General features: G+C 55.3%; 18 protein-coding genes. 10 read left to right on the forward strand and 8 right to left on the reverse strand.

The annotated features are described in order from the left end of the window. Positions 1-49: 49 nt before the first annotated feature. From uhpT to GM298_RS11780, 5 genes are all read left to right on the forward strand, one after another. Positions 50-1441 (forward strand): hexose-6-phosphate:phosphate antiporter, encoded by a 1392-nt coding sequence (uhpT, locus tag GM298_RS11760; RefSeq protein ID WP_025757000.1) that lies wholly within the window; start codon positions 50-52, stop codon positions 1439-1441. A gap of 177 nt (positions 1442-1618) precedes the next feature. Next, the gene (locus GM298_RS11765) at positions 1619-2071 is read left to right on the forward strand and encodes a DUF1198 domain-containing protein (RefSeq protein WP_047957414.1); all 453 of its coding nucleotides are present in this window, start codon (positions 1619-1621) and stop codon (positions 2069-2071) included. A 102-nt stretch (positions 2072-2173) separates the two neighbouring features. Then, entirely contained in the window at positions 2174-3364 is a 1191-nt protein-coding gene (gene nepI / locus GM298_RS11770) for a purine ribonucleoside efflux pump NepI (RefSeq protein ID WP_262784294.1), read from the forward strand. A gap of 56 nt (positions 3365-3420) precedes the next feature. After that, positions 3421-3696, forward strand: a complete 276-nt coding sequence (locus GM298_RS11775) for a type II toxin-antitoxin system Phd/YefM family antitoxin (protein ID WP_047957416.1) — start codon at positions 3421-3423, stop codon at positions 3694-3696. Beyond that, a complete protein-coding gene (locus tag GM298_RS11780; RefSeq protein ID WP_025757004.1) occupies positions 3668-3934 on the forward strand; it encodes a Txe/YoeB family addiction module toxin in 267 nt (88 codons plus the stop codon). Before GM298_RS11775 ends, GM298_RS11780 begins: the two co-directional genes overlap by 29 nt. A gap of 1 nt (position 3935) precedes the next feature. On the opposite strand, the gene GM298_RS11785 is transcribed toward GM298_RS11780, so the two are convergent. The 6 genes from GM298_RS11785 to GM298_RS11810 all read right to left on the reverse strand — a co-directional run bounded on the left by GM298_RS11785 (position 3936) and on the right by GM298_RS11810 (position 9863). After that, on the reverse strand, positions 3936-4841 hold the full coding sequence (locus tag GM298_RS11785) for an EamA family transporter (RefSeq protein WP_266154141.1): 906 nt from the start codon (positions 4839-4841) through the stop codon (positions 3936-3938). 148 nt (positions 4842-4989) lie between these two features. Then, on the reverse strand, positions 4990-6369 hold the full coding sequence (locus tag GM298_RS11790; RefSeq protein WP_025757006.1) for a carbohydrate porin: 1380 nt from the start codon (positions 6367-6369) through the stop codon (positions 4990-4992). Positions 6370-6506: 137 nt separating this feature from the next. Beyond that, entirely contained in the window at positions 6507-6809 is a 303-nt protein-coding gene (locus GM298_RS11795) for a PTS lactose/cellobiose transporter subunit IIA (protein WP_008500136.1), read from the reverse strand. A gap of 11 nt (positions 6810-6820) precedes the next feature. Then, positions 6821-8194 (reverse strand): glycoside hydrolase family 1 protein, encoded by a 1374-nt coding sequence (locus tag GM298_RS11800; protein WP_266154142.1) that lies wholly within the window; start codon positions 8192-8194, stop codon positions 6821-6823. Between the two features lie 17 nt (positions 8195-8211). Next, positions 8212-9537 carry a PTS sugar transporter subunit IIC gene (locus GM298_RS11805; protein WP_045286460.1) on the reverse strand — a complete coding sequence of 442 codons (1326 nt, stop codon included), beginning with the start codon at positions 9535-9537 and terminating at the stop codon, positions 8212-8214. Positions 9538-9548: 11 nt separating this feature from the next. Then, a complete protein-coding gene (locus GM298_RS11810) occupies positions 9549-9863 on the reverse strand; it encodes a PTS sugar transporter subunit IIB (protein WP_014830072.1) in 315 nt (104 codons plus the stop codon). Between the two features lie 293 nt (positions 9864-10156). Between GM298_RS11810 and GM298_RS11815 the strand changes: the two genes are divergently transcribed. Further along, positions 10157-11107 carry a LacI family DNA-binding transcriptional regulator gene (locus GM298_RS11815; protein WP_025757008.1) on the forward strand — a complete coding sequence of 317 codons (951 nt, stop codon included), beginning with the start codon at positions 10157-10159 and terminating at the stop codon, positions 11105-11107. A gap of 48 nt (positions 11108-11155) precedes the next feature. Here the strand turns inward: GM298_RS11815 and GM298_RS11820 are convergent, their stop codons facing one another. Further along, complete coding sequence (locus GM298_RS11820) at positions 11156-11452, reverse strand: YicS family protein (RefSeq protein ID WP_045286461.1); 297 nt, start codon at positions 11450-11452, stop codon at positions 11156-11158. Between the two features lie 140 nt (positions 11453-11592). Here GM298_RS11820 and GM298_RS11825 point away from each other — a divergent pair, with 140 nt between their 5' ends. From GM298_RS11825 to nlpA, 4 genes are all read left to right on the forward strand, one after another. Beyond that, entirely contained in the window at positions 11593-12012 is a 420-nt protein-coding gene (locus tag GM298_RS11825; RefSeq protein WP_025757010.1) for a GNAT family N-acetyltransferase, read from the forward strand. 129 nt (positions 12013-12141) lie between these two features. Then, positions 12142-12402 (forward strand): antitoxin, encoded by a 261-nt coding sequence (locus GM298_RS11830; RefSeq protein WP_266154143.1) that lies wholly within the window; start codon positions 12142-12144, stop codon positions 12400-12402. Between the two features lie 3 nt (positions 12403-12405). Continuing rightward, positions 12406-12804 (forward strand): type II toxin-antitoxin system VapC family toxin, encoded by a 399-nt coding sequence (locus GM298_RS11835; protein ID WP_185857670.1) that lies wholly within the window; start codon positions 12406-12408, stop codon positions 12802-12804. A gap of 121 nt (positions 12805-12925) precedes the next feature. Further along, a complete protein-coding gene (nlpA, locus tag GM298_RS11840) occupies positions 12926-13744 on the forward strand; it encodes a lipoprotein NlpA (RefSeq protein ID WP_176472031.1) in 819 nt (272 codons plus the stop codon). Positions 13745-13840: 96 nt separating this feature from the next. Here the strand turns inward: nlpA and GM298_RS11845 are convergent, their stop codons facing one another. Beyond that, a complete protein-coding gene (locus tag GM298_RS11845) occupies positions 13841-14929 on the reverse strand; it encodes an AAA family ATPase (RefSeq protein ID WP_266154144.1) in 1089 nt (362 codons plus the stop codon). Positions 14930-15057: the final 128 nt, after the last annotated feature.

Genomic DNA, 15057 nt, shown 5'->3' on the forward strand with positions numbered 1-15057 from the left:
TTTTACAATGCCTGCCATTCGCAGGTAAAAATCAGCTCAGGAGCAAACCATGCTGGCCTTCCTCAATCAGGTGCGCAAGCCGACCCTGGATCTGCCGCTCGACGTGCGGCGCAAGATGTGGTTCAAACCGTTCATGCAGTCCTATCTGGTGGTCTTTATCGGCTACCTGACCATGTACCTGATCCGCAAAAACTTTAACATCGCGCAGAACGACATGATCTCGACCTACGGGCTGAGCATGACGCAACTGGGGATGATCGGTCTGGGCTTCTCCATCACCTACGGCGTGGGGAAAACCGTTGTCTCCTACTACGCCGACGGCAAAAACACCAAGCAGTTCCTGCCGTTTATGCTGATCCTCTCCGCTATCTGTATGCTCGGCTTCAGCGCCAGCATGGGCGCGGGCTCCGTTAGCCTGTTCCTGATGATCGCCTTCTACGCCCTGAGCGGTTTCTTCCAGAGCACCGGCGGGTCGTGCAGCTACTCCACCATCACCAAATGGACCCCGCGCCGCAAGCGTGGCTCGTACCTCGGCATGTGGAACATCTCCCACAACCTCGGCGGGGCAGGTGCGGCTGGCGTGGCGCTGTTCGGTGCAAACTACCTGTTCGACGGCCACGTGATCGGCATGTTTATCTTCCCGTCGATTATCGCCCTGATTGTCGGCTTTATCGGCCTGCGCTTCGGCAGTGACTCACCGGAATCTTACGGCCTTGGCAAAGCCGAAGAGCTGTTCGGCGAGGAGATCAGCGAAGAGGACAAAGAGACCGAAGAAAACGAGATGACCAAATGGCAGATCTTTGTTGAGTACGTGCTGAAAAACAAAGTGATCTGGCTGCTCTGCTTCTCGAATATCTTCCTGTACGTGGTGCGCATCGGTATCGACCAGTGGTCTACCGTGTATGCCTTCCAGGAGCTGAAGCTTTCTAAAGAGGTGGCGATTCAGGGCTTCACCCTGTTTGAAGTGGGCGCGCTGGTCGGCACGCTGCTCTGGGGCTGGCTCTCGGATCTCGCCAACGGTCGTCGTGCACTGGTGGCCTGCATCGCGCTGGCGCTGATTATTGCTACCCTGGGCGTTTACCAGCATGCCAGCAATCAGTACGTTTACCTGGCGTCCCTGTTCGCGCTCGGCTTCCTGGTATTTGGTCCCCAGTTGCTGATCGGCGTGGCGGCAGTCGGCTTCGTTCCGAAAAAAGCGATCGGCGCCGCCGACGGGATTAAAGGCACTTTCGCCTACCTGATCGGCGATAGCTTCGCCAAGCTGGGTCTGGGAATGATCGCCGACGGCACGCCAATTTTCGGCCTCACCGGCTGGGCGGGCACCTTTGCCGCGCTGGATGCGGCAGCCATCGGCTGTATCGTCCTGATGGCGATGGTTGCGGTGCTGGAAGAACGTAAAATTCGCCGGGAAAATCGCGCGCAGAAATTAAAAATAGCCTGAGTGTGCAGGTAACTTCTTTGCCCGGTGTGTGATGCCGGGCTTTTTTATATTAACATCCCCAGCGTTAATGCCTTATACCCCCTTCTGCAAGGTCTTTTCCGTTCACTATTATGGCACCGCCCGCTGTTGACGCCCTGCGTTTCCCGCTATGATGAGCGGCTATTCAAAGGAGAACGCATGGTCTGGATAATGCTGGCAACGCTTGCCGTGGTGTTTGTGGTTGGGTTTCGTGTCCTGACCTCGGACTCCCGCCGCGCCATCAAACGCTTGAGCGAACGGCTGGGGATCACCCCGATGCCGGTAGAATCGATGATCGATCAGTTCGGTAAAACGCCCGGCAATGAGTTTATCCGCTACCTTGAACGTCCTGACGAGGCGCATCTGCAAAACGCGGCACAGGTGCTGCTGATCTGGCAGGTCTGCATCGTCGACGGCAGCGAAGAGAATCTGCATACCTGGCACCGCATGCTGCGTAAAGCCCGCCTGGCGGCGCCAATCACCGATGCGCAAATCCGCCTGACGCTCGGCTTTATGCGCGAAATGGAGCCCGATCCGCAGGAGCTGAATGCCTTCCAGCTACGCTATAACCAGCTCTTCCTGCCGGAGGAGGGGGTGTTTTACCTGCACTGATCCCCTGTCAAAACGTCAAAAGTTGTCTAAACGTTAAATTCATCACACTTTTGATGATAAACTGCGCGACTTTTCCGCACGTTTTTATCTTCAGGTGACGCCATGACAGAACATATCCAGCCCTCGACCAAACCGCAGACCAAAGAGGTTACTCGCCCCAACTGGTCGGCGGTTTTTTCCGTGGCGTTCTGCGTCGCCTGCCTGATTACCGTTGAGTTTCTGCCGGTTAGCCTGCTGACGCCGATGGCGCAGGACCTGGGCATTTCTGAAGGCGTGGCGGGGCAGTCCGTTACCGTCACCGCGTTTGTGGCAATGTTCGCCAGCCTGTTTATCACCCAGGTAATTGGCGCGATTGACCGCCGTAAAGTGGTCATTCTGTTCAGCGTCCTGCTGACACTCTCCTGCCTGCTGGTTTCCTTCGCGGAAAGCTTCACCCTGCTGCTGCTGGGGCGCGCCTGTCTTGGCCTGGGGCTTGGCGGTTTCTGGGCGATGTCTGCCTCGCTCACCATGCGTCTGGTGCCGGCGCGTACGGTGCCGAAGGCCTTGTCCGTTATCTTTGGCGCGGTCTCCATCGCGCTGGTGATCGCTGCGCCGCTGGGCAGTTTTCTCGGCGGGATTATCGGCTGGCGTAATGTCTTTAACGCGGCGGCGGTAATGGGGCTGCTCTGCATCATTTGGGTGTGGAAAGCGCTGCCGTCGCTGCCGGGCGAAGCGGCGCACCATAAGCAGAACATGTTCGCGCTGCTGAAGCGCCCTGGCGTGCTGGCGGGGATGACCGCCATCTTTATGGCTTTTGCCGGGCAGTTTGCCTTCTTCACCTATATCCGCCCGGTGTTTATGACCATGGCGGGTTTTGACGTCGACGGCCTGACGCTGGTGCTGCTGAGCTTCGGTATCGCCAGCTTTGTCGGCACCTCGCTGTCGTCCCAGTTCCTGAAACGCTCCCTGAAAGTGGCGCTGGCGGGTGCCCCGCTGGTGCTGGCTGTCAGTGCTGCGGTGCTGATTCTGTGGGGGAGCGACAAATGGGTCGCCTCGGCGATTGCGATTATCTGGGGCTTTGCCTTTGCGCTGGTGCCGGTGGGCTGGTCGACGTGGATCACCCGCTCGCTGGCCGATCAGGCGGAGAAAGCCGGGTCGATTCAGGTGGCGGTGATCCAGCTGGCGAACACCTGCGGTGCGGCGGTGGGCGGCGTGGCGCTCGACCATCTGGGGCTGACGTCACCCCTGGTGATTTCCGGCACGCTGATGCTGCTGACGGCGCTGCTGGTGGCGGGGAAGGTAAAGACACGTTGATTGATAAATAATCACCTTGCCGATATACTTGTACCGTAACTTGTACAGGAGGAAGTATGCAGGTTGTGACGTTTACCGAAGCACGAAGCCGGCTCAAAGATGTGTTGGACGACGTGAATGACAACGTGGAGACAACCATCATCAGCCGTCGTAACGGGGGTGATGCGGTAGTGATGTCTCTGCAGCACTACAACTCAATGATGGAAACCATCCATCTGATGAGTTCGCCTGCCAACGCCAGCCGACTGATGGAGTCAATCGAACAGGCAAACACGGGAAAAACCACGCAGAGGGATCTGATAGATGACCAGGCTACTGATTTGGACCGATAACGGCTGGGACGATTACCTGTGGTGGCAGGAGCAGGACAAGAAGACGCTTCGCAGAATCAATAAACTGATTGAGGATGCAAAGCGCCAGCCCTTCGATGGCCTGGGTAAGCCGGAACCCCTTAAAGGCAACCTTTCCGGATACTGGTCCCGGCGGATCAACGACACTGACCGTCTGGTTTACGGGGTGTCGGATAGCGCTCTCACCATTCTGATGTGTCGCTATCACTATTACGCATAAGTCACGCCGATGTCTGAACCCGTCTTCTCGAATCCATCGAAATCAACACCACCGACGACACAATCAGCAGCGTCCCCAGCCAGTCGGGCAGGGTGAACGCCACGCCCAGCAGCATCACCGACAGTAACGCGCTACTCAGCGGCTCGGCGCAGCTCAGAATGCTCGCCTTCGGCCCGCCGATCATCTGCGCGCCTTTCAGATACAGGCTGAACGTCAGCGCCGTGCCGATCACCACCAGGTAGAAAAACGCCAGCAGCAGGCTGCTGTCGATCACAAACGTGGTGCCGCGTCCGGCATAAAACGGCGTCAGCATTAACCCTGCAATCAACATACTCCAGCCGACAATCGGCAGCGTGCCGTAGCGGGCAATCAGCGTTGACGGGTAGGTGGTGTAAAACGCGGCGGCAAAGGCCGAGGCAATGCCAAAGAACAGCGCTGCAGGGGAGATGGAGAGCGAAGTGGGGTCGCCGTGGGTCACCAGCAGGAACGTGCCGACAAGCGAGGTCACTATCGCGGACAGGACAAACACGCCGGGGCGCTTTTTGCTTGCCAGCGCGAACCACGCGACGATAATCGTCGGCGACAGAAATTGCAGCACGGTGGCCGTAGCGGCGTTGGATTTTTCAATCGTCAGCAGGAAGGTGAGCTGTACGGTAAGGGCGCCAGCCAGCGAGAAAAACAGCAGACTGAGGGCGTCTTTGCGATGTTTGATGACCGAGAAAATCTTGTCGCCGTGAACGAAGGAGAGGGTCAGCAGGATCACGCCGGTAAACAGCAGGCGAATCATCGTCAGGTAAGGCGAAGAGATCTGGCTTTTCTCCATGATGTACTGCGCGCACACCCCTGAACTGCCCCATAAAACGGCGGCAATCAGGACGTTTAACATCCCTTTACGTGTGGAACCCATGTTCTCCCCTGCTATGTTGTCGTTAATTCGGTCAACAGCATAGCATGATGGGATGCGGCTTGGTGCCCTCACCCCGGCCCTCTCCCACGGGGAGAGGGAGCAAACACTAAAAACGGCAACTATCGTTGCCGTTTTGCTTCTACCTTGCTTAGAACCACGCCTCCCACATTGCGCCGACGTTGAAGTCGTCAAGCGTCTCGTCTTTGGTGCCGTTCACGCGGGCGGTGCGTTCGTTATCCACTTTGCCGCCGGTTACGTAGAAGCGCAGCATCGGACGGAACTCCGGCCCCATGGCGATCGACATGTTCTGGGAGAGGGTCAGCTTCCAGCCCTTGTTATCGCCGCCGTTGTCGTAATCCACATGCTGCCAGCCCGCTTCCAGCCAGGTGGAGTGGACGTCGTTCCACCAGTGCATCGGACGCACAATGGCGTTGTAGTTCTTACGGTTGTCCGTTTTATCACGGCTGTTGTCGTAGTCGTGGAAGGCGAGGATATACTCCACCTGGGTCTGCGGAGTGAATTTGTGCAGCCCTTCGAAGCTGGCGTAAACCGTGGTCAGATCCTCGGTTTTGTTGAACACGCTGTTGTCTGCGTTATCGGAGTAACGGGCGATCACCTTGTTCACGCCGCTGTCGTTGGTGTGGCTCAGCACCACGCCGCCCTGCCAGGCGTTCAGCCGTTCGTCGCTTTCCACGGCTTTTGAGTCAAAGCCGTAGTTAGCGTACAGCTCCAGATCCAGCGGACCGACCTTCATGCCGTGGATTTTTGAGGTTGCCGCATAGTTGCCTTTGTCGCCCGTGCCGGAACCGCCGGTACAGGTGATGCGCGACGGGTTCGCTTCATCTTCCAGTACTTCCGGGCTACAGGATTCCACCGCCGCCACGGCGGCCACGTCGAACTGCACGCCGCCGATGTCGAAGTTCTTCACCCCGGCGCCCTGGCCGTCGTGGTTCATCCAGAAGTAATCGTTGATGCCCTGCTGCGGACGCTGGTGGAAGTCACGACCGGCCCAGAAATAGGCGTTCGGGTTGGAGGCCATAATGTTGGTTACACCGGCGAAGGCTTTTTTCAGGTTAACTTCATCGCCCCAGTGGTCGATCATCACGTTGATGTCCCAGATGGCGCCGTTGTCACCCTTGAAGGCTTTGGAGAGCTGGAATTCGCCGCCGTTGCCTTCGTTACCCAGACGACCAATGGCAGATGCCCCGTTATAGGAGCCGTCTACCGCCACATACTTCTGGTCAGCAGCCTGGAAGTGCGCGCCGTAGCGGGCGTAACCGGTAAATTTAATACCGAACGGAATCGCCATGTCCGGGGATTGCGCCGCGCTTTGCGGCTCGGTGACCACGTCGGCTTTTTTCGCCACGGCGGCATCCATTTTGGCCTGACGTTCGGCCAGGGCTTTATCCACCGCTTTTGCCACGATGGCGTCGATTTGCTCCTGCGTAAATTCCTGGGCGAGGACAGAAATTGGGCAAAGCGCGGCGATAACCGCCATGGTTAATGGAAGTTTTTTAATCGTATTCATGGTTATCTCAATATAGTTTAATTTTATTCAGACAATAACCATCCCGCTCCGAACTGACAGAGTATGTCGCTATCATCAGAACAAGTGGAATTCTATTTTAGGTACAGAGGTATTACATTAATTTATTTCGCCATAGATTATCTCTGATATAAATGAATTATTTCTTCCGACAATTCACGCGCTAATAGCGAATTCATTAAATGATCCTGGGCATGAACCATAATTAAGGTCATCGGCTGACGGGCTTCACCCGCATCCTGCTCAATAAGTTTGGTCTGCATCTTGTGCGCCTGTCGCGCGTAGCCATCGGCTTCACGCAGCAGGCTTTTGGCTTCGTCAATGTTGCCCTGCCGCGCAGCGTGCAGTGCTTCAAAGCACAGGCTGCGCGACTGACCCGCATTGACGATGATTTCCATAACCGCTTCTTCTAAGGCAATCATCATCTCTCTCTTTAGATATCGAAACTATTATTTAATGAGGTGGCGGCAAACCACTCTCCGCTCTTTTTAAGGGTGCGCTGCTGCGTTTCCAAATCGAGCTGGATAAATCCATAGCGATTTTTATACGCATTGCACCACGACCAGTTATCAATAAAGGTCCACATATGATAACCAAGGCAATTGCACCCTTCGCTAATACCTTTATGCAGCCAGGTTAAATGCCCGGAAATAAAATCAATGCGGTATTGATCGTTTATCTGGCCATTTTCAATAAAGCGCTGCTCATTTTCGACGCCCATACCGTTTTCAGAAATAAAACAGCGTGGATTGCCGTAATTGTCGCGCAGGTTAACCAGAATATCGTAAATACCCGGTTCGTAGATTTCCCAGCCACGGTACGGGTTCATCTTGCGGCCTGGCATCTCGTAGTTTTCAAAGAACCACTCCGGCATAAACGGTGCCTGCGGGTTCACCGCGCTGTCACGACACTTCACGCGACGCGGCTGGTAGTAGTTAATGCCGAGCAGGTCGATTTTCCCTTCCGCAATCAGGAGACTGTCTTCCGGTTTACAGGCGGGCAGTTGATTGTGGGTTTTCAGCAACGCCACCAGGTCGGCCGGATACTCCCCGCGCAGAACCGGGTCGAGGAAGCTGCGGTTAAACATCAGATCGGCCACGTGCGCCGCTTTGACGTCCGCCGGGTTTTGCGAGCGCGGATACGACGGCGTCAGGTTTAACACGATGCCGATCTCCCCGGCATAATGGCCCGCACGGTAGGCCTGAACGGCCTTCGCATGGGCCAGCACGGTGTGGTACGCCACGGTGGCCGCCCGGCGGAAATCCACCACGTTCGGGTAATGGAAGTCGTACAGATAACCGCCTTCCACCGGGACGATCGGCTCGTTGAAGGTAAACCAGTGCAGCACGCGGTCGCCAAACAGGTCGAAGCAAACCTGCGCATAGCGGGCGTAAGCCTCCACCACGTCACGGTTTTCCCAGCCGCCGATCTCCTGCATCGCCATCGGCATGTCGAAGTGGAACAGGGTGATAAACGGCGTAATGCCCTGTTTGATCAGCTCATCAATGACCTGATTATAAAATTCGACTGCCTTCGGATTCACTTCACCGATACCGTCGGGGATCAGGCGCGCCCAGCTTATGGAAGTGCGAAAGCTGTTGTGATTCAGCTGCTTTAACAGCTGAATGTCCGTTTTCCAGTGTTGATAAAACGTGGAGGTCTGCTGTGGACCCACGCCGTTGTGAAAACGGTTCGGCTCGCGGGCAAACCAGTAATCCCATGTGGTTTCACCCTCTCGTGTCCCTTCGGTCTGGAGAGCGGAGCTTGCGCTGCCCCACCAGAAATTATCGGGAAAGGTATATTTCATGACGCGTCCTCTTTGACTTAATGGCTTGCGGTCTCAGCGGCTCCGACGGTTGCCTGAGCCTTCTGCTCTTCGTTTTTCATCAACGTACGCTCGTAAGCGCGCAGGAACGGCAGGTACATCAGCGCTGACATCACCATACAAACGAGACACATCACCACCGGGCTCAGCGCCCAGTTGGCGGCCCATGAGGCGCCAATGGGCGCGGGAGTGGTCCACGGCGTGAGCGACACCACCTGTGCCAGCCAGCCCAGTCGGGTTGCCGCCCAGGCCAGGCAGGCGTTCACCAGTGGAACGCACACGAACGGAATAAACAGCATCGGGTTCATGATGATCGGCGCGCCGAACAGGATCGGCTCGTTGATGTTAAAGAAGCTTGGCACAACGCCCATTTTGCCGATAGTGCGTAAGTGCGTTACGCGGCTACGCAGCAGCAGGAAGGCCAGCGGCAGCGTAGAACCGACGCCGCCAATCAGCAGGTAGTGATCCCAGAAGCCCTGCAGGTAGACGTGCGGCAGCGCCGCGCCAGCCGCCAGCGCCGCCTGGTTGGCCGACAGGTTCGCCATCCAGAATGGGTTCATGATGCCGGTGACAATCAGCGAGCCGTGAATCCCGGCAAACCAGAAGATCTGACACAGCAGCACAGAGAGCAGAATGGCAGGCAGGGAATCAGACGCAGAGACCAGCGGCTCCAGCAGGTGCATTATCGCCTGCGGGATAATCATCCCGGTTTGCGCCTCAATAAACAGGTTCAGCGGATGCAGGGTACCGATCACCACCATCACCGGGATCAGGATCTCAAACGACCGCGCCACGCCGGTCGGGACTTCTTTCGGCAGACGAATGGTGACGTTGTTCTGCTTCAGCCACGCATAGACGCGTGTGGCGTAAATCGCGGTGATCAGCGCGGTAAAAATCCCCTGACCGGAAAGATACTGGGTGGAGATCTTACCGTCGGCATACGGCGCGGCGACCAGCAGGAAGGCCATGAAGGCCAGCAGGCCGGACATCACCGGGTCAAGGTTAAACTGGCGCCCCAGGCTTGCGCCAATTCCCACCGAGATGAAAAAGGTCATGACGCCCATACTGAGGTTAAACGGCAGCATAAGCTGCTCGCGGTAGGTCTGGGAGAAATCCAGCCAGCCTCGGGCGAAGCTGTTGGTGGTGTCCGCCGAGAACGGCGGGAAGATGAACACCAGCATAAACGAGCCGATGATCATAAACGGCAGCGCGGCGGTAAAGCCGTCGCGGATGGCAATCACATACTTTTGCTGGCCGAGCTTCGCGGCCAGCGGGGTAATTGACTGCTCAATCACCGCGACCATGGATTGATATAACGAACTCATGAGAACACCTTTTAGTGTGCCGCTTCGATGAGCGACAGAGCATAGTCCAGTACCTTATCGCCACGTTGCATGCCGTAGTCCATCATATCGATGGGCTGGACAGGAATGCCTTTGGTGGCTGCCTTGTCTGAGAGTGTCTGTAACATGTATTTCACTTGCGGTCCGAGAAGGACAACCTGGTATTGCGGAAACTGCGTATCAAATTCGGAAACGCCATACGCATCAATTTTTACCGGCAAACCTCGTTCTTTCGCGACATCGACCATTTTGCTGACCAGCAGGCTGGTGGACATCCCGGCAGAGCAGCAGAGCATAATCTTGAACATCGACAACCATCCTCAAAATGTAAATAGATATTGCGCTGATGATTGGATATCAGATGGAAACCGGTTTCCATTTATAAAAAGCAGAAGTGTGATACTCATCAAGATCCCTTACTTATGAGGCTAATTAACCCGATATACGTCACACAATTCGGCTGTTTTGACATCATTTTGAGTGGAAACGGAAAATCGGTTTCCATGGAAAACGGAAACGGATATACTCCCTTCTGGCTATAATGTGAGCCGAAGCGGTCATGGAATTTGCAGGCGCGAGGTAAGCCTGTCAGGGGAAAGAGATGTCGACAATCAATGATGTATCACGTCTTGCCGGGGTGTCTAAAGCCACGGTATCGCGAGTGTTGAGTGGGTCGCGTGGCGTAAAGGAAGCCAGCCGTCAGGCGGTTCTGAAGGCAGTGGATGAACTTAACTACCGGCCTAATGTGATTGCGCAGTCGCTGCTGAGCCAGTCGACAGGGTGCATCGGGGTGATTTGTGCCCAGGAAAACATTAACCAGACCACCGGTTATCTCTACGCGCTGGAAAAACAGCTCAGTCAGCACCAGAAACACCTGCTGCTGCGCTTCGCGCATAGCAAAGCAGAAGTGATGCATGCTCTGGAAGAGCTCTCCTGCGGGCTGTGCGATGACATCCTGGTGATTGGCGCGCGTTTCCCGCTGGACGTCGACAGGGACAACGTTATCCTGGTTGACTGTATGGAGTCTGATAATTCCAACAGTATCCAGTTCGATCATGCCTTTGCCGCCGAAACCGCCTGTAACTATCTGACCAGCCAGGGGCGACGCCAGATTGCCCTCATCCACCCGCACGGCAGCGGTTTTGCTGACCAGGTTCTGCTTGGCTACAAGCATGCGCTGGAGAAAAATTTCCTGCCCTTTAATCGCAACCTTGTGTTTATGGACGCCACTTCCTCGTCCGTTGCGCTTCAGGAGCTGCTCAATAACGCCAGCACGCTGAATTTCAACGCGTTGCTGGTCGCGGACGAGCAGGAAGCCCAGCGGGTGATCCCGCAGCTGCAGGCGTTTAATAAATCCGTGCCGGAGGACATTATGGTCTTCAGCCTGGCCGGTTCGCTGCACCTGCCGGGTATTCCGGTGATCCCGGCCATTGAATATTCAATGGATGCCATGGCGGCGCGTATCGTGAGCTGGCTGACGGAAAAAACGCAGATGCTGGGGTCGTATGTGCTGCGCGGGGATCTCATCATTCCGGACGTGCGGAAGCGTTAAACGTATGATGTAGGCCGGGTAAGCGTAGCGCCACCCGGCAAGCAGCATTCAATAATCTTCCATGCAATCCACCTGGCCAATCGCTGCCCAGTAGGCGTCCAGGTTGTCGCGCTTGACGGCGGTGATGGCATTCTTAATCAGCAGTTGATTGGCCTCAGACGACAAAATCATCTCCTGCCAGGCTTTATCGCTCTGTTTTTTCTGCGGCGTACAGGTTTTCTTCACATCCTTAAGGATCTGCTGTTTTATCTGGGCCTCTTTCGCCGGATCGTCCTTTTCCTGCGCATGGACAAACGCGGCGAACAGCAGACAAACCAGCAGGCAGACCAGGTGCGCAGCTTTCATCGAAACCCCCTTGAAGAGACGCATGCTTCCCATGAAATATATCGTTACATTCAGTGTAGCGACGCCAGCCGAAAGTATGAATTTTCTCCGTAAAGTATCTGTGCGATAGTCAAACAGCACACAAAAACAGGGAGAACGCCATGCAACTGAGCATCACCAATACGGTTACGCAGCAGGAAAAAGAAGAGTTATTCGTGGGGCTGCGTGCCTACAACGCGCAATTTTTGGATATGGCAAACTTTAGCGGCGATATTGGCGTTTACGTGCGTGACGAAAAAGGGGTCATGCTGGGCGGGTTAATCGGCGTGCGCAAAGGCGACTGGCTGAATATTGATTACCTCTGGGTAAGCGACACCGTACGAGGAACTGGTGTAGGCAGCCAGCTCATCAAAGCGGCTGAAGAGGAAGCCAGACGCAAAGGCTGCAAGCACGCGCTGGTGGATACGGCCAGCTTCCAGGCACGTCCGTTTTATGAAAAACAGGGGTATCAGCTGCAGATGTCTTTGCAGGACTATCCCTATCAGGGTATGCAGCGTCATTACCTGGCGAAAGCGCTTTAAGCCTGGTTCTGTCGTTAGGCATTCTGCTATTTATTGCGAGTCGCTTTCCGAATTTAAAGCGCGTTGCTTGTCTTCTTTTCAGGCCCAGGCGCATGCTTTGGCCTGGTCAAGAAAACCATGGAGATGGCAATGGAACGTACAGCAAAACTCTTCAAAAAGGGGCCAAATCAGGCAGTGATGCTGCCTGCTGAATTCACGTTTGATACGGAGAGCGTATATATCCGACGAGATGAGGAGGGGAATGTCGTTTTGACTGCGAGATCGGAAAAGGAGCGTCACAGAGATAACTTTTTACGTTTATTGAAGCAGACTCATGTTCCTGATTCATTTCTGAGCAAAGAGGAACGTAATCAGAGCTATACAACAAGAGATCCATTTGAAGGGCTCTAGAATATGCTGCATATGTTGGACACAAACATAGTAAGCCACCTCGTAAGGCAACATCCCGGGGTGATAAAACAATATTCTCGCACCCCAACAGAAAAAATGTGTATTTCAAGCGTGACGGAGGCCGAACTGCTTTATGGAATAGCCAAAAAGCAAAGTGACACATTACAAAAAACCATACTTGAGTTCCTTAAAACCATCACTATCTGCGACTGGGACAGTGAAGCCGCAGCAACGTACGGTGAACTCCGCGCAGAAATGGAAAAGAGAGGAAAAGTGATGGGCGATCTCGATCAGCTGATCGCTGCGCATGCTATTAGTCGGGGTACAACGATAGTGACTAACGATCATGCGTTCAGAATGGTGCAGGAGCTTGCCGTCGAGGACTGGACGACAGCGTCGTGATCTTTGATGCCAGGTGGCACGCCGCCACCCGGCGATATCCGCATATAACGTATCCTTCTTACTGATTCTTTTTCGGTTTTTATTTCACCGTCTCGTTGTCGATATAGTCACTACACCATTTATCAAAAGGAACTGTCTTGTGAAACGTCGATTAGGTGCTCTGGTTCTCGCGGGTCTGCTGCTGGCAGGATGCGATCAAAGTGGCAGCGATGCCAAACACATTAAAGTCGGCGTCATCAATGGCGCTGAACAGGACGTGGCGGAAGTCGCCAAAAAAGTGGCTAAGGAGAAATATGGCCTGGATGTGGAGCTGGTGGGCTTCAGCGGTTCGCTGCTGCCCAACGACGCCACCAACCAGGGGGAACTGGATGCCAACGTTTTCCAGCATCGCCCGTTCCTTGAAGAGGATAATAAGGCGCATAACTACAAGCTGGTGGCCGTGGCGAACACCTTTGTCTTCCCGATGGCGGGCTACTCCCGCAAAATCAAATCCGTGTCTGACCTGAAGGACGGCGCGACCATCGCCATTCCAAACGATCCGACCAACCTGGGACGCGCGCTGTTGCTGCTGCAAAAAGAGAAGCTCATTACCCTGAAGCCAGACACCGGTCTGCTGCCGACGGCGCTGGATATTACCGCCAACCCCAAACACCTGAAGATTATGGAGCTGGAAGGGGCGCAGCTGCCGCGCGTGCTGGATGACCCGAAAGTGGATGTCGCGATTATCAGCACCACCTATATTCAGCAAACCGGGCTGTCGCCGGTGCATGACAGCGTCTTTATTGAAGATAAAAACTCGCCGTACGTGAACATTGTGGTGACGCGCGAAGACAACAAAGACGCGGAGAACGTGAAGGAATTTATCCAGTCTTATCAGTCGCCTGAAGTGGCTAAAGCCGCTGAAACCATCTTTAACGGCGGGGCGGTACCGGGCTGGTAAACGATCTGACGGAAAACGGGTTGCTTAAATTGGCCCGATTCCATCGGTAATCGACCCGATGCTGGCCCCGAAGGGCGCAAACAGGCTTATGCAGCCTTACCCCAGCCTCTCCACCCTCGTCTCTCCCTCCACCATCGACAGCTGATACAGCGAAAACGATCGATGTTTCTCAATCAAATGCGCCAGCTCCGGCGAGTGGCTGGTGAGCCAGATCTGCGAGTAGCGGCTGGCCTCGGCGATTAAGCTCGCCAGCGCGGGCAGCATCTGAGGATGCAGGCTGTTTTCCGGCTCGTTCAACGCGATAAACGCCGGTGGGCGCGGGCTTAACAGCGCCACCGCCAGGCACAGGAAGCGGAGCGTACCGTCAGAGAATTCTGCGGGCTCCAGCGGTCTGCTCAGCCCTTCGCGCTGCATCATCATCCGGAACCGCCCGCCGGTGTTGTCGCTGTAAAATACGCAGCCGGGGAAGGCCTGGTCGAGAATACGCATCAGCAGCAGTTCGTCGCCAATCTCGACAATGGTCTGAAACGCCGCCGCCAGGTTGGCGCCGTTGCTGGCCAGCACCGGGGAGCGGAAACCGACCTGCGGGGCACGCATCGCCGAGCCGGAGGAGACGGAAAACTCATGGTAAAAGCGCCAGTTACGCAGGGACTCGCGCATCTGCGACACTTCCGGGTAAAGATGCGGTTCACCGAGCTGACCGAACACCGATTCATTCTCATAGAGCGTGCCGCTGTGAGTCACTTTCTCGTGATGCACGTTATTCAGAAACACCGCCTGATTCCTGCGCTTCATCAGCTGCGACGAGGGGCGTCGGTGCTGGCCACTCAGCCAGAGAGATTCTTCTTTGATCACCGGATCGAGCTGAAACTGCGAGGGATAGGGCAGCTTCTCCACAAACCCGACCTGCAGCTCGTATTCATAGGTCTCTGTTTCTACCGCCAGATTCATCCGCCGCAGCTGATCGCTGCGGGTTTTGCCTGCCCAGAACACCTTCAGGATGCCGCCCTCGTTTGCCAGCGACTGGGAAAACTGCCCCTGCGCGGCGCTGTGCATCAGATGTATCGCCTTATAGATATTCGATTTCCCGGTGCCGTTCGGCCCAAAGACGATGTTGAGCTGCTCCAGCTCCAGCGACATATCGCGGATGGAGCGGTAGTTTTGGATGTGCAGGGTGTTAATCACAGGCAGGCCCCTTTTGCAGAATAAGCCTGTATATAATCACAGTCTTTGAGATGAAATGCAAAAAAGAGACGACAGTGAGGATGTCGTCTAAACGGGCTACTGCTGCGGGCCTCTACGGGTCAATGGGG

This window comes from Enterobacter sp. HSTU-ASh6 (genome assembly GCF_026319105.1).
Taxonomy (GTDB): Bacteria; Pseudomonadota; Gammaproteobacteria; order Enterobacterales; family Enterobacteriaceae; genus Enterobacter; species Enterobacter sichuanensis.